The 20,568-nt window shown below is 46.4% G+C and carries 21 protein-coding genes, 2 rRNA genes and 1 other annotated feature (1 of these 24 cut by a window edge); all 23 genes read right to left on the bottom strand.

Annotated features, from left to right (window positions below; all coding sequences use genetic code 11):
- Positions 1-2: 2 nt before the first annotated feature.
- Positions 3-701 carry a 50S ribosomal protein L1 gene (gene rplA, locus LG330_RS00700; RefSeq protein ID WP_404406733.1) on the bottom strand — a complete coding sequence of 233 codons (699 nt, stop codon included), beginning with the start codon at positions 699-701 and terminating at the stop codon, positions 3-5.
- A gap of 103 nt (positions 702-804) precedes the next feature.
- Positions 805-1,230, bottom strand: a complete 426-nt coding sequence (rplK, locus tag LG330_RS00695; RefSeq protein WP_166786850.1) for a 50S ribosomal protein L11 — start codon at positions 1,228-1,230, stop codon at positions 805-807.
- A 446-nt stretch (positions 1,231-1,676) separates the two neighbouring features.
- On the bottom strand, positions 1,677-2,213 hold the full coding sequence (nusG, locus tag LG330_RS00690; RefSeq protein WP_404406731.1) for a transcription termination/antitermination protein NusG: 537 nt from the start codon (positions 2,211-2,213) through the stop codon (positions 1,677-1,679).
- A 309-nt stretch (positions 2,214-2,522) separates the two neighbouring features.
- A complete protein-coding gene (gene secE, locus LG330_RS00685; protein WP_039806247.1) occupies positions 2,523-2,702 on the bottom strand; it encodes a preprotein translocase subunit SecE in 180 nt (59 codons plus the stop codon).
- Between the two features lie 56 nt (positions 2,703-2,758).
- The gene (gene rpmG, locus LG330_RS00680; RefSeq protein WP_082028954.1) at positions 2,759-2,908 is read right to left on the bottom strand and encodes a 50S ribosomal protein L33; all 150 of its coding nucleotides are present in this window, start codon (positions 2,906-2,908) and stop codon (positions 2,759-2,761) included.
- Between the two features lie 77 nt (positions 2,909-2,985).
- Positions 2,986-3,702: an RNA polymerase sporulation sigma factor SigH gene (sigH, locus tag LG330_RS00675; protein WP_404406728.1), complete on the bottom strand. Its 717-nt coding sequence runs from the start codon at positions 3,700-3,702 to the stop codon at positions 2,986-2,988.
- A 4-nt stretch (positions 3,703-3,706) separates the two neighbouring features.
- On the bottom strand, positions 3,707-4,219 hold the full coding sequence (locus tag LG330_RS00670; RefSeq protein ID WP_404406726.1) for an NYN domain-containing protein: 513 nt from the start codon (positions 4,217-4,219) through the stop codon (positions 3,707-3,709).
- 6 nt (positions 4,220-4,225) lie between these two features.
- The gene (gene rlmB / locus LG330_RS00665; RefSeq protein ID WP_404406724.1) at positions 4,226-4,969 is read right to left on the bottom strand and encodes a 23S rRNA (guanosine(2251)-2'-O)-methyltransferase RlmB; all 744 of its coding nucleotides are present in this window, start codon (positions 4,967-4,969) and stop codon (positions 4,226-4,228) included.
- The gene (locus tag LG330_RS00660) at positions 4,966-5,391 is read right to left on the bottom strand and encodes a Mini-ribonuclease 3 (RefSeq protein ID WP_404406722.1); all 426 of its coding nucleotides are present in this window, start codon (positions 5,389-5,391) and stop codon (positions 4,966-4,968) included. The genes rlmB and LG330_RS00660 overlap by 4 nt, the downstream gene beginning before the upstream one ends.
- 2 nt (positions 5,392-5,393) lie before the next feature.
- On the bottom strand, positions 5,394-6,791 hold the full coding sequence (gene cysS / locus LG330_RS00655) for a cysteine--tRNA ligase (protein ID WP_404406720.1): 1,398 nt from the start codon (positions 6,789-6,791) through the stop codon (positions 5,394-5,396).
- Entirely contained in the window at positions 6,788-7,438 is a 651-nt protein-coding gene (gene cysE, locus LG330_RS00650; protein ID WP_404406718.1) for a serine O-acetyltransferase, read from the bottom strand. Before cysE ends, cysS begins: the two co-directional genes overlap by 4 nt.
- Before the next feature lie 97 nt (positions 7,439-7,535).
- Positions 7,536-7,754: a binding site (T-box leader), on the bottom strand.
- Positions 7,755-7,823: 69 nt separating this feature from the next.
- The gene (gene gltX, locus LG330_RS00645; protein WP_404406716.1) at positions 7,824-9,281 is read right to left on the bottom strand and encodes a glutamate--tRNA ligase; all 1,458 of its coding nucleotides are present in this window, start codon (positions 9,279-9,281) and stop codon (positions 7,824-7,826) included.
- A 244-nt stretch (positions 9,282-9,525) separates the two neighbouring features.
- Entirely contained in the window at positions 9,526-10,002 is a 477-nt protein-coding gene (gene ispF, locus LG330_RS00640) for a 2-C-methyl-D-erythritol 2,4-cyclodiphosphate synthase (protein ID WP_404406714.1), read from the bottom strand.
- A 15-nt stretch (positions 10,003-10,017) separates the two neighbouring features.
- Positions 10,018-10,698, bottom strand: coding sequence for a 2-C-methyl-D-erythritol 4-phosphate cytidylyltransferase (ispD, locus tag LG330_RS00635; protein ID WP_404406712.1), 681 nt, complete (start codon positions 10,696-10,698; stop codon positions 10,018-10,020).
- 12 nt (positions 10,699-10,710) lie between these two features.
- Positions 10,711-11,811, bottom strand: a complete 1,101-nt coding sequence (locus tag LG330_RS00630; protein WP_404406710.1) for a PIN/TRAM domain-containing protein — start codon at positions 11,809-11,811, stop codon at positions 10,711-10,713.
- A gap of 131 nt (positions 11,812-11,942) precedes the next feature.
- A complete protein-coding gene (disA, locus tag LG330_RS00625; RefSeq protein ID WP_404406708.1) occupies positions 11,943-13,007 on the bottom strand; it encodes a DNA integrity scanning diadenylate cyclase DisA in 1,065 nt (354 codons plus the stop codon).
- 3 nt (positions 13,008-13,010) lie between these two features.
- The gene (gene radA, locus LG330_RS00620) at positions 13,011-14,387 is read right to left on the bottom strand and encodes a DNA repair protein RadA (RefSeq protein ID WP_404406706.1); all 1,377 of its coding nucleotides are present in this window, start codon (positions 14,385-14,387) and stop codon (positions 13,011-13,013) included.
- Between the two features lie 62 nt (positions 14,388-14,449).
- Positions 14,450-16,888, bottom strand: a complete 2,439-nt coding sequence (clpC, locus tag LG330_RS00615; protein ID WP_404406704.1) for an ATP-dependent protease ATP-binding subunit ClpC — start codon at positions 16,886-16,888, stop codon at positions 14,450-14,452.
- A complete protein-coding gene (locus LG330_RS00610; protein ID WP_404406702.1) occupies positions 16,885-17,964 on the bottom strand; it encodes a protein arginine kinase in 1,080 nt (359 codons plus the stop codon). Before LG330_RS00610 ends, clpC begins: the two co-directional genes overlap by 4 nt.
- Positions 17,954-18,502, bottom strand: coding sequence for a UvrB/UvrC motif-containing protein (locus LG330_RS00605; protein ID WP_404406700.1), 549 nt, complete (start codon positions 18,500-18,502; stop codon positions 17,954-17,956). The genes LG330_RS00610 and LG330_RS00605 overlap by 11 nt, the downstream gene beginning before the upstream one ends.
- An 18-nt stretch (positions 18,503-18,520) precedes the next feature.
- Positions 18,521-18,982: a CtsR family transcriptional regulator gene (locus LG330_RS00600; RefSeq protein ID WP_404406698.1), complete on the bottom strand. Its 462-nt coding sequence runs from the start codon at positions 18,980-18,982 to the stop codon at positions 18,521-18,523.
- 458 nt (positions 18,983-19,440) lie between these two features.
- A 5S ribosomal RNA gene (gene rrf / locus LG330_RS00595) occupies positions 19,441-19,556 on the bottom strand.
- Between the two features lie 185 nt (positions 19,557-19,741).
- Positions 19,742-20,568, bottom strand: a 23S ribosomal RNA gene (locus tag LG330_RS00590); it runs 2,100 nt beyond the window's last position.

Raw genomic sequence — 20,568 nt, 5'->3', positions numbered from 1 at the left:
AATTATTTTACTGTTACAGAAGATGGGTCAACTTTGATTCCAGGGCCCATAGTAGTTGTTACAGCTACTGACTTCATGTAAGTTCCCTTAGATGAAGCTGGCTTTGCCTTCTGGACAACATCAAAGATTGCGTTGAAGTTTTCAACAAGCTTTTCCTGATCAAATGAAACTTTACCGATTGGCACGTGAATGATACCAGACTTTTCAGCGCGGTATTCAACTTTACCAGCCTTGATTTCATTTACAGCTTTTTCAACGTCAAATGTAACTGTGCCTGTTTTAGGGTTTGGCATAAGGCCTTTTGGTCCAAGAACACGTCCTAGTTTACCAACTTCACCCATCATGTCAGGTGTTGCAACGATTACGTCAAAATCAAACCAGCCGCCCTGAATTTTTTGTACAAGGTCGCTTTCTCCAACGTAGTCTGCACCAGCCGCTTCAGCTTCTTTTGCTTTTTCGCCTTTAGCGAAAACAAGAACGCTTTGCGTTTTACCAGTTCCGTTTGGAAGCACTACTGCGCCACGGATCTGCTGGTCGTTTTTACGAGTGTCGATACCAAGGCGGAATGCTGCTTCCACAGTTGCATCGAATTTTACAGTGCTTGTCTTTTGCGCAAGCTCAATTGCTTCAGTTACTGAATAGTTTACTGAACGGTCAACAAGCTTTGCAGCTTCTTGATACTTTTTACCTTTTTTAGCCATTTTAAGTTCCTCCTAATGTGGTTTTAGCGGAATAACCTCCCACGAATAAAGGTTGCGAGTGAAAGTTCTTCAGCTTCGCAACCTGTCCAAGACAAAACATCAATTAGTCTTCAATCGTAATCCCCATGCTTCGAGCCGTACCTTCAACCATACGCATTGCTGATTCAACATCAGCTGCGTTAAGGTCAGGCATTTTTGTTTCCGCGATTTCACGTACCTTGTCACGCTTGACAGCCGCTACTTTGTTGCGGTTTGGTTCACCAGAACCTGACTCGATTCCTGCTGCTTTCTTCAGAAGAACTGCAGCTGGCGGAGTTTTAGTAACGAATGTAAATGAACGGTCTTCAAAAACCGTGATTTCAACAGGGATGATAAGACCAGCCTGATCAGCTGTACGAGCGTTAAACTCTTTACAGAATCCCATAATGTTAACACCAGCCTGACCTAGTGCAGGACCTACCGGCGGAGCTGGATTAGCTTTCCCAGCAGGGATTTGAAGCTTTACCATTTTAATAACTTTTTTAGCCACGAGACACACCTCCTTAAGTCCGTGATGTGGTAATAGGGCTTTTGTTTTTGCCCTCCCACTCAAAACTGATTCTTTTATATAAAGAATATAAAATGTTAGTTCAGTCTCTCTATTGAGACATACTGACTTAAAAGATGTTACCATCTTTCAAATCATAATTCAAGACGTTCTTTTTATATTTTAAGGAAATTGGTGAAATAAGCGGTTTTTCTTTGGGCCGGGCTTTGTTAAGGCGGGCTGATGATCTCCGCTTCAGGCGGACGCTTTCCGCGGCCGGGCGGTGAGCCCCTCCGGCTTCGCCGTATGGTCTCACCTGTCCCTTTCCGCCGCAGGAGTCGCCGCCTTACGCTCCGATCATCAGCTGTGCAGATACACAGATGGGTTTTATCAACCTCTTTTAACAAAGTCTGTTTTCACCAATCAATTCAAAACCGCTATAACACTTATTAATCCAGTTTTGTAATCTGTGTGAATTCGAGTTCGACTGGTGTTTCACGGCCGAACATGTTGACGAGTACTTTGACTTTTCCTTTGTCAGCGTCAATATCTTCGATGACACCTGCAAAGTTAGCGAATGGTCCTTCGTTGACTGTGACGTTTTCGCCAAGTTCGAAGTCTACATCAATTGTGCGTTCCTGCATGCCCATTTGCTTGAGCAGCTGTGTTACTTCTTCAGGAAGAAGTGGTGTCGGCTTTGCGCCGCCGCCTGATGATCCTACGAATCCTGTTACGCCTGGCGTGTTACGCACGACGTACCATGAATCATCTGTCATCACGATTTCCACAAGTACATAACCAGGGAATGTTTTACGCTTCACTGTTTTTGCTTTACCGTCTTTAATTTCAGTTTCTTCCTCTTCAGGTACGACAACGCGGAAGATCTTATCCTGCATTCCCATTGTCTCTACTCGTTTCTCAAGGTTCATTTTCACTTTATTCTCATAACCTGAATACGTGTGAACCACATACCAATTCTTTTCCACGAAGAAATTCCTCCTTTTTTAGGCAGCTGCCTTTTTCATATACTTTGCTGAAGTTATCTGTTGATTTCCGTTTCAGGGGACGCTTTCCGAGGCCGGGCGGTGAGCCCGCAGGAGTCGCCCCCTTCCACTTCAATCACCAGCTGTGCAAAAACAACAATTGACTTTAACAAAGCGTTCATAACACTTATCTATCTGTCCGTCATAGGTTCCAAAATTCATTTTAAACAATGAAAAAACCCGTTAAACGGGCTTTGACATGTCTCCTGCTATTGTACACGAAATGCTCTTCAGGTGCGAAAAGAAAGCGGATTATAGAATCCAGTTAATGATCGCATCAATACCCATGTCGATGACGAAAAAGAATACTGCAACAAAGATAACTGTTGTCAGAACTGTAACAGTGTACTTTGTAAGTTCCTTACGTCTCGGCCAGCTGACCTTTCGCATTTCGGAAGCAACATTTCGAAAGAAGTTGCTGATTTTACTCATGATGACGTACCCTCCAACCAGTGTTATTTCAAACAGCCTGCGCCGGGGGCAGGCCATCATACCGTCTGCTTATGGACAGTATGAGCATTACAGTAGCGGCAAAATTTTTTAACTTCTAATCTATCGGTCTGCCTGCTGCCATTAGAAGGGACCGTATAGTTACGGGATCCGCATTCTGTGCAGGCAAGGATTGTCTTTTTAGTCATAATGTTCATTCCTTTTCAGGATGTGCATCCTTTAAAAAATAACACTCTATGGAAGCCATGTCAATATAACATTCCGGCTAGAAAGTCAATTCCCGGGCCTCCAGATAGCGCTCTAATTTTCTTTTCACGCGCTGGAGTGCATTATCAATTGATTTCACATGACGGTCCAGCTCCTCTGAGATCTCCTGGTAGGACTGCCCATCCAGGTACAGAGAAAGCACCTGTCTTTCAAGGTCGCTCAGGAGCTCAGCTACTTTACCTTCTATTTTGCTGAATTCTTCCCGGTGAATCACAAGGGCTTCAGGATCAGTCTGTTTTGCAGGTGAGATGATATCCATCAGCGTCCGGTCTGATTCCTCATCATAAATCGGTTTGTCGAGTGACACGTAGGAATTGAGCGGAATATGCTTTTGACGGGTTGCTGTCTTGATTGCTGTAATGATCTGACGGGTAATACACAGTTCTGCAAACGCTTTAAAGGAAGTGAGCTTTTCGCCTTTATAATCGCGGATTGCTTTATAAAGTCCGATCATCCCTTCCTGTATAATATCCTCTTTGTCAGCGCCAATCAGAAAATAAGAACGGGCTTTCACCCGGACAAAACGGCGATACTTATTGATCAGAAAATCTAGTGCGTCACTATTTCCACTGTGAATCTGTTCGATAATTTTATCGTCTTCCATTCCACTGAATACGTTTCCTGCTGTCTGAGTGTGTGCGTTCAAAAGGATCCCCCCGCCTCTGTGAAACAAATAGATAGAAATATTATACTTTACAGAATTTTTAAGCGTCAACCGCTCATTTACCGCCGCGCCTCCATTTTTCGAATATTTCGGCGACTTCATCACTGATCGGAATCTTTGATACAGGGCGTGCTGATTGGTTTTTCTCGATCTTTTTGGAAATTTTCTTTTCGATCTGTTTCACTTCAATTAAAAGTTCGCGGGCAGACTTTCTGAGTGCACCCTGGCCAAAAATAGCCCATTGCTCAGTAAAGTCGCTTGTCGCTACGATCACCTGCGTCTGAATATCATTTAATTCAATCGCAAGCTTCTCGATCCGCTCATCAGCTGTTTCATTTTTCCGAGTGAAAATGATTTCCACGCGGTAATTGTACATTTTCTTAGACATGCCTTCGACAAACTGCGCGTCAAAGACGATAATGACTGGATAACCTGTATAGCCCTGATACTCTGCCATCATTTCAATCAGCCTGTCCCGTGCAGAGCCAAGGTCATGGCTTTTTAACTCAGTCAGTTCAGGCCAGGCGCCTATAATGTTATAGCCATCGACGAGCAGTACATTTTTCATCGCAGATCATCCTTCCAGGGGATGACGGCAACGGTAGATTTCATACATTAAGATACTTGCAGCAACCGATGCGTTCAGTGATGTGACATGTCCACTCATCGGAAGGTGGATAAGAAAATCACACTTATCACGGAGGATTCTGCTCATTCCTTTACCTTCACTACCGATAATCAGGCCTACAGGCATTGTGCCGTCAAAGCGGCGGTAATCGTCACTGCCTTTTGCATCTGTTCCGGCAATCCAGAGCCCTTTATCCTTCAACTCATCAAGCGTGCGCGAAAGGTTCGTCACACGTACAACCGGCACATGCTCAATCGCACCTGTAGAAGCCTTCGCGACAGTTGCTGTCAGCCCTACTGCACGGCGCTTTGGAATAATGATGCCGTGAACGCCGACTGCATCGGCTGTTCTCATAATTGAACCAAGATTATGCGGGTCCTCAAGCTCGTCCAGGATCATGATAAAAGGATCCTCACCCTTTTTCTCAGCAAGCGCGAATACATCATCCAATTCTGCGTATTCATATGCCGCAATTGATGCGACAACTCCCTGGTGCTGACCATCCATCAGCTGATCGATTTTCTTTTTCGGTACGAACTGAACGAGTACATTCGCTTCTTTTGCGAGCTGGATGACCTGCTGCATCTGTCCTTTTTGCGAACCTTCACCAATCCAGATTTTATTGATTTCTCTTCCGGCTCTCAGTGCTTCAAGCACCGGGTTCTTCCCGCCAATAAACTCTTCACTCATCGCCCCGCTCCTTTCTGCTCCTCCGCGATCATCGAGATCGCTTTAACGATAATCTCTTCCATCCGTTCTTTACGGTCTGTTAAATATAAATAGCCAATCACGGCTTCAAATGCTGTACTGTAACGGTAGGTTGCCACATCTGTGTTTTTCGGGATACTGCCGGACTTTGCATTGCGTCCGCGGCGGATAATCGCCATCTCCTCTTCGGAAAACAGCTCCATCTCGAACATTCTGTGGATCACCTGCGCCTGCGCTTTTGCTGATACATAGCGGATTGCTTCCCGCTGAAGCGCGTTCGGACGAATCGTACCGATCATGAGAAGATGGTGTCTCACGTACTGCTCGTAGACCCCATCTCCCATGTAGGCAAGCGCCAATGCATTCAGCTGTTTTGGATCCAGTGAAGAAGATGAGTAATCCATTGTTACCCTCTTCTCCAGCGGATACCCTGTTTTGTATCCTCTAAAATAATATTCATGTCTTTTAACTGATCACGAATGGCATCTGCTGTTGCAAAGTCACGATCTTTACGTGCCGCTTCACGCTTTCTGATCAATTCGTCAATCTCTTCATCAAGCATTTCCTGCTCCTTTAATTCAAGACCAAGTACGCCTGTCAGCTCTTTCAGTGTATCTGTAAATGCATCGATCACTTCAACTGATGTATTCTTTTCTCTTAAATACAGGTTCGCTTCACTTGAAAGGTCGAATAAAACCGAAATCGCATTCGCTGTGTTAAAGTCGTCATCCATTTCTTTAATAAATGCGTCCTTTTTAGCGGCAGCCTTTTCAATCCATTCTGCATCATTGTCAGTTAAACCTGAGCTTGAATTTCTGCGGTGCTTCAGGTTTTCGTAAGCAGTGCGGATTCTGTCCAGTCCCGCTCCCGCCGCTTCAAGCAGCTCGCGGTTGTAGTTAATCGGGTGACGGTAATGAACCGACAGCATGAAGAATCTCAGCACCTGCGGATCTGCTTCTTTTAAAATGTCATGCACAAGCACAAAGTTACCGAGCGACTTCGACATTTTTTCATTATCAATATTAATATACCCGTTATGCAGCCAGTAGTTCGCAAAAGGTTTGCCAGTTAATGCTTCTGACTGGGCAATTTCATTTTCATGGTGAGGGAAAGCAAGGTCCTGACCGCCTGCATGGATATCGATTGTATCCCCGAGATATTTTCTCGCCATCGCTGAGCACTCAATATGCCAGCCTGGGCGTCCTTCTCCCCATGGGCTTTCCCATGAGATTTCTCCTTCTTTCGCCGCTTTCCATAAAACGAAGTCCAGCTCGTCTTCTTTACGCTCATCAGACTCGATTCTAGCGCCAATACGCAGTTCATCAATCGACTGATGGGACAGCTTACCATACCCATTGAACTTTCTTGTGCGGTAGTAGACGTCGCCGCCTGACTCATAAGCAAAATCCTTTTCAATGAGTGACTCAATAAACTCAATGATCAGATCAATATTTTCAGTAACACGCGGATGAGCAGTACCGCGTGCGCACCCAAGTGCACCAACATCCTCGAAGTACGCATCAATGAATCGTTCTGCCACTGCAGGTACTTCTTCACCAAGCTCATTCGCTGCGCGGATTAACTTGTCATCCACGTCTGTAAAGTTAGAGACGTAATTCACGTCGTAGCCTCTGTATTCCAAATGACGTCTCACCGTATCGAATACGATTGGCGGACGGGCGTTACCGATATGAATATAGTTATAAACCGTCGGACCGCATACATACATTGATACTTTTCCTTCTTCAAGCGGTTTAAACGGTTCTTTTTGTCTGGTTACTGTGTTATACATCTGAATGCTCATGGCTGTGAGCTCCTTTCACGTTCTTTCTTCAGCTGATCTTTGACAAAAGCCAGCTCTGTTTCAAGTGTTCTGATCCTTTCCCAGATTGGATCTGGCATATCCTGGTGATCAAGATCTCTGCGGACCTTTTTGCCATCTCTGATGACGACCTTGCCAGGGATACCGACAACAGTCGAATTGGCAGGTACGTCCTTTAATACGACAGAGCCTGCACCGACTTTTGAGTTTTCTCCGACGATAATCGAACCAAGCACCTTCGCACCTGTTGCAATCAGTACGTTATCTTCAAGTGTCGGATGGCGCTTACCCTTTTCCTTACCGGTACCACCTAATGTGACGCCCTGAAAAACCGTCACGTTATTCCCGATTTCACACGTTTCGCCAATGACTACTCCCATTCCGTGATCAATGAAGAATCGGCGGCCGATCTTGGCTGCGGGGTGAATTTCAATACCTGTCAGCACTTTCGCTAATTGCGATATGGCTCGCGCAATAAAGAACATTTTTCGCTTATAAAACCAATGCGCAATCCGGTAAGCCCAAATTGCATGGAGCCCGGAATAAGTTAAGACGATTTCAAAAGCGGAGCGGGCTGCAGGGTCCTGGTCAAATACCGTATCTATATCTTCACGAATTCTCTTGAACATATCATTCACTCCTTTCATTTTAGCCGATTCTCGTATAAATCCAACTAATACGATAAGAATTAGCTGTTTTAAAATAGAAAAAGCGTCTCTGTCAAATGACAGAGACGCTTTTTTGCGCGGTTCCACTCTGTTTGAGACATTGCTGTCCCCAACTTAACCAGGATAACGGCCTGAACCGCTGTTGCCTACATCAATTTTCAGCAAAAGGCTCAAGGGTGCATTTCAGAAAACATTCAGCCCAAACCGCTTTCAGCCTATGGCGGTTCTCTCTTCCTGAGCTTCTGTTTTTCCTACTTCTCCCTCTCAAAGCTTTCATATATCAAATGTCAGATGAGCTGTTGAAAATTTTTCTATAGACATACTATATACCATTCTTTTTAAAATGTTAATCAGTCAGCTTACTCAAACGTGCAAGTACTTTTTCTTTACCTAACACTTCAATCGCGCTCGGCAGGTCCGGTCCGTGCGTCTGGCCAGTTGCTGCTACACGGATTGGCATAAATAACTTTTTGCCTTTATGTCCCGTTTCCTTTTGTACAGCCTTAATTGCTTTTTTAATTTCTGCTGCTTCAAAGTTTTCAAGTGCTTCAAGCTGACGGCTGAGCTCTGCCATTACTTCAGGCACCTGCTCTTCAGCAAGCACTGCACTCGCTTCCTCGTCATAAGCAATCTCATCTTTAAAGAACAGCTCTGACAGTGCCACAATCTCAGCACCATAGCTCATCTGCTCCTGATAAAGTCCGACAAGCTTACGCACCCACTCTTCCTGTTCAGGTGTGCGGTCTTTCGGGATCTTACCCGCTTCTTCAAGGTGAGGTGTCGAAAGCGCAACGACTTCATCAAGGTCAAGATTCTTCATATATTGATTATTCATCCACTCAAGCTTTTTCGTGTCAAATACTGCCGGTGATTTCGACAGGCGGTCAGCGTCAAAACGTTCGATCAGCTCTTCTTTAGAAAATAGCTCATCCTCACCTTTTGGAGACCAGCCAAGCAGTGCAATAAAGTTAAATAACGCATCCGGCTGATAGCCAAGATCTTTATACTGCTCGATAAACTGAATGATTGAACCGTCTCGCTTACTCAGCTTTTTACGGTCCTCATTGACAATCAATGTCGTATGACCAAACTTCGGAATCTCCCAGCCAAACGCTTCATAGATCATCAGCTGTTTCGGTGTATTTGAAATGTGGTCATCCCCGCGAAGTACGTGGGAGATTTTCATGTAGTGATCATCCACTGCCACTGCGAAGTTATACGTCGGAATTCCGTCTTTTTTCACAATAACGAAGTCACCGATGCCATCACTTTCAAATGACACGTCATCTTTTACGATATCATTGAACGTATACGTTTTGCCTTGTGGTACCGCGAAACGGATACTTGGCTTGCGTCCTTCTGCTTCAAGCGCTGCACGCTCGTCATCTGTCAGGTTACGGCACTTTCCGCTGTAACGCGGCATCTCGCTGCGTGCGATCTGTCCTTCACGCTCTGCTTCAAGCTCTTCTTCTGTGCAGTAGCACTTATATGCAAGTCCGCGCTCAAGCAGGTCATCATAATGCTTTTTGTAGAGGTCATTACGCTCTGACTGGCGGTATGGACCGTAGTCTCCTCCGACATCAATGCTTTCATCCCAGTCAATACCAAGCCACTTCAGATACTCAAGCTGAGATTCTTCTCCGCCTTCGATGTTACGCTTCGTATCTGTATCTTCCACACGGATGATGAATGTTCCGTTATGGCTTCTTGCGAATAGGTAGTTGAATAGTGCTGCTCTTGCGTTCCCGATATGCAGGTGTCCTGTCGGGCTTGGTGCGTAACGTACGCGAATGTCTGTAGACATAGAAATCCTCCTAGAAATGATTACTTAATAGATTGGCGTTAGATCTACGTTTCAGGCGGACGCTTTCCGTGGCCGGGCGGTGATCCAGCAGGCTGCGCCATGCTCTGTCTCACCTGTCCCTTCCTGCCACAGGAGTCGCCGCCTTCCACTGCGATCACCGCTGTGCATGTACAAAGTGTATGCTTTATAAAGTCATGTTCTATACCATTTTCGTATGCATAACGACTCTAGCAAGTTCTACTGATCAGGTCCTCTGTAAAAGGATCACTGCCTGAGCGGCGATGCCTTCTTCGCGGCCTTCGAAGCCGAGTTTTTCGGTTGTGGTTGCTTTTACGTTGACCTGGGTTTCTGATGCTTCAAGCAGTTCTGCAATGACTGCGCGCATGTCTCCGATATGAGGTGCCATTTTTGGCTGTTGCGCGATAATCGTGCAGTCGATATTGCCTAATCGATAGCCGTTTTCTCTGACAATCCCCCAGACGTGCTGGAGCAGTTTTTTAGAGTCGGCATCTTTAAATTCCGGATCTGTATCCGGGAAGTGTCGTCCGATATCACCTTCACCGATTGCACCAAGTGCTGCATCTGCGACAACGTGAAGCAGTACATCTGCGTCCGAATGTCCGAGCAGTCCTTTTTCATAAGGAATGGTTACTCCGCCGATAATCAGCGGACGGTTCTCTGCAAGCTGATGGACATCGTATCCCTGTCCAATGCGAAACATGGCAGTTTCCCCTCTCTATTGATCGCTTTTAGCTAAAATGGCTTCAGCAAAAACGAGATCTTCTTTTGTTGTCAGCTTTATATTATCATAATCTGATTCAATGACCGCTACTTTTCCACCGGTTTTTTCAACCAGTGACGCTTCATCCGTTCCAAGAAAACCGGTACGGACTGCTTCCTGGTGTGCACTCATCAGGATATCAAGCTGAAAAGCCTGCGGGGTCTGCACTGACCACAGGCTTGATCGCTCGACTGTCTCTGTTACCAGACCATTTTGTACTTTTTTAATCGTATCTTTTACAGGAACGGCTGCGATCGCACCGCCATCTGATGCAGCTGCTTCAGCCAGACGGTGAATCACGTCCTGCTTGATAAAGGGCCGCGCACCGTCATGAACCATGACAATGTCAGCCGCTGCTGCTTTTAACCCTTCATATACACTGTGCTGACGCTCTTCCCCGCCACGCACCATATGTGTGACTTTTTCAATCCGATATTGCTTTAGGAGCTTCCCGAGTGTTCCATGATCATCAGGATGAATCACAAGAATCACCCCGCTGCACAAAGGATCCTTTTCAAAAATGCGCAGCGTATGAATTATCACCGGAACTCCGTTTAGTTCAAGGAGGAGCTTATTGCGATCCGCTCCCATCCGTTTCCCCCGGCCCGCTGCCGGAATGACTACTTCATAATTCATGTAAGACTCCTTTTACAATGCTTTCTCATAAGACTTCGGCTTCGCAAAAATCATGCGGCCTGCAGATGTCTGAAGCACACTTGTGACAATCACATCGATCTGCTTGCCGATAAAGTTCTTGCCATCTTCAACGACAATCATTGTGCCGTCATCAAGATAGGCAATTCCCTGATTCTGCTCTTTTCCATCTTTAATCATCTGCACGTTCAGCACTTCACCCGGCAGTACAACCGGCTTCACCGCATTAGCTAAATCGTTAATATTTAATACCTGCACATCCTGCAGCTCACATACTTTGTTTAAGTTAAAATCATTCGTAACGACAATCCCATTCAGTACTTTTGCAAGCTTCACCAGTTTGCTGTCGACTTCCTGAATCTCCTCGAAGTCACCTTCATAAATCGTGACCTGAATCGGAATATCACGCTGGATTCTTTTTAAAATATCAAGCCCTCTGCGTCCTCTGTTACGTTTCAGTGCATCAGATGAATCAGCAATATGCTGCAGTTCACCAAGGACAAATTGAGGAATGACAATCTCCCCGTCCAAAAAGCCTGTCTGACAAATATCAGCAATCCGCCCGTCAATAATCACGCTTGTATCCAGGATCTTATGACGCTTTGAAGCCGGTAGATCACTGACTTCCTGTGCAGCTGACTCTTCAAATTTTTTGGAGGAATTACCTCTTGAAAATAAATGAACGAGTTCATCCCTTTTCGTAAAACCAACCTGGAAGCCAAGGTAACCAAGGATTAACGTTAAGAGAATCGGGACAACTGTATTAATAATCGGAATCTCAATGTCATTAACCGCCACCCCCAGAAGGAAAGCGGTAATCAGACCGATAATTAGACCGAGTGCACCAAATAAAATATCAGTGACCGGCGCCTTAATAAGTGAATCCTCAGCCCATTTGATAAAATTGACGACATACTTAATGGCCCAGAATGTGACAGCATAAAAAATGATGGCTCCTAAAATCGCGGTTACATAAGGGTTGTTTAAAAGTGCATAATCAAGATTAAAAGGTATAAGTACTAATTCAGGTAATAAAAATACGCCTAATGTTCCGCCAACGATCAGGAAACAGATTTGAATAATTCGTTTTAGCATCCCTTCACCTCCTCAGATGAAAATTTTCTATCAAGCTTGTGAAAAGAGTAGCATGAGAATAATAAACAAGTCAATTTAAACAAAACGAAATATCATATCACACAACGCAAATGCTTACAAACCATTTTTTGTTAGTGGTCTGCTAAAGACTGCTCTCTGACCGATTTCAGTCCTTCTTTTATTTTCCTGGCACGAATGCCGCCAATTCCGTCCACATCATCAAGTTCTTCTATTGTTGCCTGCTTCAGCTTATCAAGCGTCCCAAAATCCCCAATGATATTTTCTATAATGGTAAGCGGGAGCCTCGGAATTTTATTCAGCACACGATACCCTCTTGGCTCCGCCTGACTTTCATACTCAGTAGAAGATGGATGACCGAGCAGTTTCATAATCTTTTCATCATCCATCACCTCTGATGTGACCGCTTCAGCAAAGGTATCATACATCCCCTGCGCCGCAGCGTGATCGTTGCAGGCATAATCGCGAATGACCATCACTGCCTCTTTCTCAAGATCGGCAAGCAGTTCATTCAGCTGCAGGCGCACCAGCCTGCCTTCAGAACCAAGTTCATTTAAATAAAGCAGCAGCTCATTCTTAATCCGGATCACCATTTCAAAACGGTGAATCACCTGTAACACATCGTTATACGTCACAGCTTCCTCATACTCAAGCAGCGTTAAATGAGACAGACTCTGATCGAGCACAGTGCGGTATTTTTCAAGCGTCTGCAGCGCCTGGTTTGCTTTTGCAAGGATCACCGCGATTTCCTTCAACGCATAGCGGTAAGTTCCTTTATACAGTGTAATGACATTACGTCTTTGAGAAATTGCAATAACGAGAGAATCTGTCTCTCTTGCGACCCGCTCTGCTGTCCGGTGACGCATGCCTGTTTCTGACGAAGGAATCATCGGGCTCGGATTCAGCTGCGCGTTGGCAATCAGAATCTTACTCCCTGCTTCATTTAAAATAATCGCGCCGTCCATCTTTGCAAGCTCATACAGATATGTCGGGGAAAATGGGCAATGGATCTGAAAGCCCCCGTCTACAAGCGGCTTCATCTTATCGTTACAACCAACTACAATCAGGCCGCCTGTCCCGGCACGAAGAACATTATCAATGCCCTCTCTAAAAGGTGTTCCCGGTGCCACAAGCTGAATAATATCAGCTGACGGACGCTTTCTTCTCCGATTATCCATGGTTTATCCCTCCAGTGTTTTCTTCAGTGCTTCTGCTACATTTGATACGCCGATGACTTCAATACCTTCAGGGAATGTCCATCCCCCGATATTGTTTTCAGGAATAATGACGCGCTTAAACCCAAGCTTTGCCGCTTCCTGTACGCGCTGCTCAATTCTTGAGACGCGGCGCACTTCACCTGTCAGCCCAACCTCACCGATCATACAGTCAAACGGCTTTGGCGGCTCGTCACGGTAGCTTGATGCAATACTAACGAGAACAGCCAGGTCAACTGCCGGCTCGTCCAGCTTCACACCACCCGCTACTTTCAGATAGGCATCCTGCGTCTGCAGCATCAGACCGACACGCTTTTCAAGTACAGCCATTAAAAGAGACACGCGGTTCTGATCGATCCCGGTCGCCATTCTTCTTGGATTGTTAAAGCTGGTCGGTGTCACAAGCGCCTGAATTTCAACAAGAATCGGCCGCGTTCCTTCCATTGATGCCACAACGGTTGATCCTGCTGCCCCCTGAGAGCGTTCTTCAAGGAAGATCTCTGACGGGTTACCGACCTCTCTTAAGCCTTCTTCACGCATTTCAAAAATACCCATTTCATTTGTTGAACCGAAACGGTTTTTCACAGCGCGCAGAATTCTGTACGTATGGTGACGTTCCCCTTCAAAATAGAGGACAGTATCCACCATATGTTCTAAAATTCTCGGACCGGCAATTGATCCTTCTTTCGTGACGTGCCCAACGAGGAAAATCGCAATGTTTTTCGTTTTGGCAATCCGCATCAGCTCTGCTGTACATTCACGTACCTGCGTAACGCTTCCGGGTGCTGATGTGACTTCCGGGTGGTAGACGGTCTGAATTGAATCGATGATAACAATATCAGGGGATACCTGCTCAATGGAGTGGTGTATCGACTCGAGATTTGTTTCTGCATAAATCATCAGCTCTTCAGATGTGACACTCAGACGGTCAGCGCGAAGCTTCGTCTGCTTAATTGATTCCTCACCTGAGATATACAGCACTTTATTTTTCGTCTCTGCAAGCTGTGATGATACCTGAAGTAAGAGCGTAGATTTACCGATTCCGGGATCTCCCCCGATCAGTACCATTGAGCCCGGCACCACACCGCCACCAAGAACACGGTTCAATTCCTGCATCTTTGTCAAGACGCGAGTTTCTTCATGCGTTTCTACTTTAATCAGCGGCGTCGCCTTGGACTGGCTGCCTTCCGGCGTATGCGTGAACGATTTTCTCGGCTGTTTACCGGTAATCGTCACATCCTCCACCATTGTGTTCCACTCACCGCAGCCCGGACATTTACCCATCCATTTAGCAGATTCATACCCGCATGAGTTACACATAAACTTGGATTTCTTTTTTGCCAAACTTGTTCCCTCCGTTAAAAAAAGGTGCACGTGACTGCCATTCACACGTGCACCTTCTGACATTATTGCGTTACATCCGCTTCTTCTTTACGGGAAACGGTAAACTCCCCGTCTTTATAATCAATTTCCACCTTATAGCCTTCAAGCACATTACCTTTTAACAGCTCTTCAGAGAGACGGTCCTCAATATGCTTTTGAATCGCACGACGCAGTGGACGCGCACCATATTCCGGATCGAACCCTTCATCTGAAATTTTCTCTTTTGCCGCATCAGTAATGACAAGTTCAATGTCTTTTTCTTTCAGACGCTTCACCAGCTCGCCTGCCATCAGTGAAACAATCTGATTCAGATGATTCTTCTCAAGCGAATGGAAGACGATTGTTTCATCAATTCTGTTCAGGAATTCAGGACGGAACGCACGCTTTAACTCTTCAAGCACTTTGCCCTTCATATCCTTATAATCCTGATTGGAATCCTGTACCGCAAACCCTACATGACGGTTCTGCTTCAGTGCGCTTGCACCAACGTTCGAAGTCATGATCAGGACAACGTTACGGAAATCAACTGTCCGACCCTTAGAGTCCGTCAGGCGTCCATCCTCAAGTACCTGCAGCAGGATGTTGAATACATCAGGGTGCGCTTTTTCAATTTCATCAAGCAGCACGACTGAGTAAGGCTTACGGCGGACTTTTTCAGTCAGCTGGCCGCCTTCTTCATATCCCACATAACCTGGAGGTGAACCGACAAGACGTGAAGTCGAGTGCTTTTCCATATACTCTGACATATCAATACGAATCATCGCATCCTCTTCACCGAACATTGATTCAGCAAGTGCGCGGGCAAGCTCTGTTTTACCGACACCCGTAGGTCCAAGGAAAATGAATGAACCAATCGGGCGCTTCGGATCCTTCAGCCCTGCACGTGCACGTCGTACTGCTTTCGCAATCGCTGTTACTGCATCTTCCTGACCAATGACGCGGCCGTGAAGTGATTCCTCAAGGTGCAGAAGTTTCTGCGTTTCAGTTTCTGCAAGGCGAGATACCGGTACACCCGTCCATGTAGACACAACGTGTGCGATATCTTCTACCGTCACTTCAGTATTTTCCTGACCCTGCTTTTCTTTCCATTCTTTCTTCGTTTCTTCAAGCTTTTCTTTCGTCTTCTGCTCTGAATCACGAAGAGAAGCTGCTTTTTCAAACTCCTGGCTCTGAACCGCTGCATCCTTTTCTTTACGGATACCTTCAAGCTTCGCTTCAAGCTCCTTCAGATTCGGAGGTGTGGTATATGAACGCAGACGTACTTTTGAGCCTGCCTCATCAATTAAATCAATCGCCTTATCCGGCAGGAAGCGGTCAGAAATATAACGGTCTGACATTTTTACCGCTGCTTCAATCGCTGCATCCGTGATCGATACACGGTGGTGCGCTTCATAACGGTCACGCAGTCCTTTTAAGATCAGCACTGACTCTTCAGCTGTCGGCTCATCCACCTGAATCGGCTGGAAACGACGCTCAAGGGCTGCATCCTTTTCAATATACTTACGGTACTCATCAAGTGTTGTCGCACCGATACACTGCAGCTCACCACGTGCAAGAGACGGCTTCAGAATGTTGGATGCATCAATCGCACCCTCTGCTCCACCTGCACCAATCAGCGTATGAAGCTCATCGATAAACAGAATCACGTTACCTGCCTGGCGAATTTCATCCATCACTTTTTTCAGACGGTCTTCAAATTCACCGCGGTATTTTGTACCCGCAACAACTGTACCCATATCAAGTGTCATGACGCGCTTATCACGCAGGATTTCCGGCACTTCATTTTGTACGATCTGCTGTGCCAGTCCTTCAGCAATTGCTGTTTTACCGACGCCAGGCTCCCCGATCAGTACCGGGTTATTCTTCGTACGACGGCTTAATACTTCAATGACACGCTGGATTTCCTTGCTTCGGCCAATGACCGGGTCAAGGCTTCCTTCACGTGCAATGACTGTGAGGTCACGTGCCAGCCCGTCAAGTGTTGGTGTATTTGCACTTGCATTTGAAGCCTGCTGACCGCCTGCTTCGTTGCTGCCAAGAAGCTGAAGTACCTGCTGGCGTGCTTTATTCAGGCTTACACCTAAATTATTCAGTACGCGCGCTGCCACGCCTTCACCTTCGCGGATTAGACCAAGCAGAATATGTTCAGTTCCTACATAAGAGTGACCAAGCTTACGTGCCTCATCCATTGAAAGCTCAATGACTTTCTTTGCTCTCGGTGTATAGTGAACGCTCGGTGACTGTTCTGTCCCTTTACCAATTAACTCTTCAACTTCTTCCTGAATTTTCGTTGTGCTCAAATTAAGCGTCTGCAGTGCTTTCGCTGCAATGCCCTCTCCTTCACGAACGAGGCCAAGAAGGATATGCTCAGTACCGATATTTGAATGGGAAAGACGGATCGCCTCTTCCTGTGCCAATGCTAATACTTTTTGTGCTCTCTCTGTAAATCGTCCAAACATCATATGTCTGATCCTCCTTTATCTTTACTTACATCCATCTCCAGACGCTCGCGGATCAGCGAAGCCCGCCTGATATCTCTTTCCACAGGACGCAGGAAACCTCCTGCATACTGCTGTAAAAATCCTGGCTGCGTCAAAATCATCAGCTCATTTAAAATGCTTCTCGACACATTTTCAATAAATCCCAGATCAATGCCAAGACGAACATCCGACAGGCACTGTGCCGCTTCCTTAGACTCAATCACGCGGCTGTAACGCAGTGTTCCATAAGACCGGAACACCCTGTCTTCAAGCTGAATCCCTGATGATTTGACCAGCGCTTCCCTGGCTGACTTCTCCTGGGCAATAATCTGATCTACCACGTGCAGCAGGTCCTCAGTAATATCTTCTTCTGACTTACCGAGTGTCGTCTGGTTGGAGATCTGAAAGATGTTACCTAAAGCTTCGCTACCTTCACCGTAAATCCCTCTTGCTACAAGACCAAATTGTCCAATCGCAGGAATAATCCGGTTCATCTGGTGCGTCATCATTAAGCCTGGTAAATGCATCATAACAGATGCACGCAACCCCGTCCCAACATTTGTCGGGCAGGTCGTCAAATACCCGAACTTCTCATCAAATGCATAATCAAAATCCCGCTCAATCGCATCATCTATCTCAAGCGCTTTTCGCAGTGCCTCCTTCAGCTGAAGCCCCGGAAACAGACACTGGATACGCAAATGATCCTCTTCATTGACCATCAGGCTGATATCCTCATCATCTGACAGCCACACAGAAGATGAGCCTGAATCCTCTGCCAGATTCGGACTGATTAAGTGCTTTTCTACAAGCACTCTCTTTTCAAGTCCCTGCAGATCCTCCATTTTAAGCTCCTCAAGCGGATACCCTGCCTGCTGAACTGCAGCACCAACCGCTTCAGCCGTCCACTCAGCTTCCTCTTTTGTGAATACGGTCGGGAACGCATACTGATGATGATTCCGTGCCAGTCTGATTCGTGTAGACAGCACTATTTCTGAATAGGGACCATCCTCATTCATCCAGGAACTGACCGCCTGACTTAAAAACTTCTCAAGACTCATCAGTACTGCCCCCTTCATCACGAATCTCAGCTTCAAGTGAACGGATCTGATCACGAATCTCAGCCGCCTGCTCAAACTCTTCCTGCTCAATTAAAGCTTTCAGATCTGAACGCAGCTCCGTTACTTTCCGCTTCATATGAATCGTACCGCCCTGACGCTCAGGAAGCTTCCCCTGATGAACAGTATTACCGCTATGCAGCCTTTTTAAAATAGGCGGCAGCTGATCTCCGAATGATTCATAACACTGCGGACAGCCAAACTTTCCAATCTTTAAAAACTGATCAAACGTCATCTGACAGCCACTACACTCAACCGTCCGACGCTTCTGCTGCTGAGGCTGACTCTGCTTCATCACAGGTGACACATTCAACAGCCCTGCAAGTAAATGATTAAACGAAAATGCACCATCATCATTCATGAACGCTTCACCCTTATCCTGGGCACACACCTCACACAAATGAATCTCCGACTTCTTACCGTTCACCACATTTTTTAAATGAACAGCAGCAGGCCGCTCCTGGCATTGCTCACACATCATATTCATCACCCCGCGACCTTATTGATATTTTAAAACAGTCAGCATAGCCGTCAGAATCCGTCCTCTTACCTCATCCCTTAAAGGCAAAGGCACATTCAGCGTAGACCGGTCCATCGCACTCAGCATCAGCTTTGCTTCCCGTTTGGAAATCACTTCTTCATCAATTAACCGGAACACTACACTCTCAGCAGCAGCCTGTGAAACAATTGGCTGAAGAATATCGAGAATCTGATCAATCAAATGCGCATGATCATCACTTTTTACTTTTATAATACGTATATACCCTCCGCCGCCACGCTTACTCTCCACAACGTAGCCACTTTCAATCGTAAATCGGGTTTTCATCACATAATTGATCTGAGAGGGCACGCACTGGAAACGCTCAGCAATCTCACTGCGCTTTATTTCCACTATTTCACTCCCACTCTTCTCCAAAACCTCTTTCAAATAGTTTTCAATCACATCAGAAATATTTTTCACATTGCCACCTCCCTCACCTTGACTTTGACTATCTTTGACTATGATTATACAACATAGTTCAGTTTATGTGCAATTGAGGAGCTGGGATACCTTTTATGTAATGGAGGATTTGGTATAGAGGGATGAGCGATGACGGGCGGATGGCGTAGATGCGGGCTAGTGGGCAGACGGGCTTTTCCGATTACATTTGGGGAAATTGAGGTCGGGTTCTCTACATCTCGGGTCAAATTCAGGGATTTCCAAGTCACATCCACTGGCCCATCGGCATTTTCGGGTCACATACTGTAAATTTCAAATCACATTCAACTGATTTTCGGTCGTATCTTTTTGCCTTAAATGCCCTTGGTATCTTGGCATTTTGCACTGGATGCCCTTGAGATTCCAGTTCTTTGCGCGAGATGCCTTTAGGACTTTTTAAAGACAAAAAAAGCCTTCCCACTCAGGGGAAGACTCAGTTTGCCTAGCGACGTCCTACTCTCACAGGGGGAAACCCCCAACTACCATCGGCGCTGAAGAGCTTAACTTCCGTGTTCGGCATGGGAACGGGTGTGACCTCTTCGCTATCATCACTAGACTATAAAGGCTCGCGCCTTCAAAACTGGATACGTTCATCAAAGTAAGGGATTCCGAGAATCAACCTAGTCCAGTTTCAGCTCCTAGCTTTTCGGCTGCTTCACCCTGCCTGTTTGAGACTGACGTCTCATCCATTCAGGATTCCACCAGCTCTCAAAGCTGACCAGTCGCTTCCACTTTCTTATATTGGTTAAGTCCTCGATCGATTAGTATTCGTCAGCTGCACATGTCACCATGCTTCCACCTCGAACCTATCTACCTGATCATCTTTCAGGGATCTTACCACTTGCGTGTGGGAAATCTCATCTTGAGGGGGGCTTCATGCTTAGATGCTTTCAGCACTTATCCCGTCCGCACATAGCTACCCAGCGATGCCATTGGCATGACAACTGGTACACCAGCGGTGCGTCCATCCCGGTCCTCTCGTACTAAGGACAGCTCCTCTCAAATTTCCTGCGCCCACGACGGATAGGGACCGAACTGTCTCACGACGTTCTGAACCCAGCTCGCGTACCGCTTTAATGGGCGAACAGCCCAACCCTTGGGACCGACTACAGCCCCAGGATGCGATGAGCCGACATCGAGGTGCCAAACCTCCCCGTCGATGTGGACTCTTGGGGGAGATAAGCCTGTTATCCCCGGGGTAGCTTTTATCCGTTGAGCGATGGCCCTTCCATGCGGAACCACCGGATCACTAAGCCCGTCTTTCGACCCTGCTCGACTTGTAGGTCTCGCAGTCAAGCTCCCTTATGCCTTTACACTCTTCGAATGATTTCCAACCATTCTGAGGGAACCTTTGGGCGCCTCCGTTACTCTTTAGGAGGCGACCGCCCCAGTCAAACTGCCTGCCTGACACTGTCTCCCACCCGGATTACGGGTGCGGGTTAGAAGTTCAACACAGCGGGGGTAGTATCCCACCAATGCCTCCACCGAAGCTGGCGCTCCGGTTTCCAAGGCTCCTACCTATCCTGTACAAGCTGTGCCAAAATTCAATATCAGGCTGCAGTAAAGCT

It is taken from the genome of Jeotgalibacillus malaysiensis (assembly GCF_044789845.1).
GTDB classification, from domain to species: Bacteria; Bacillota; Bacilli; order Bacillales; family Jeotgalibacillaceae; genus Jeotgalibacillus; species Jeotgalibacillus malaysiensis_A.
The sequence above is the reverse complement of the archived record's forward strand: the minus strand, read 5'-3'. Positions and strand labels throughout refer to the sequence as shown.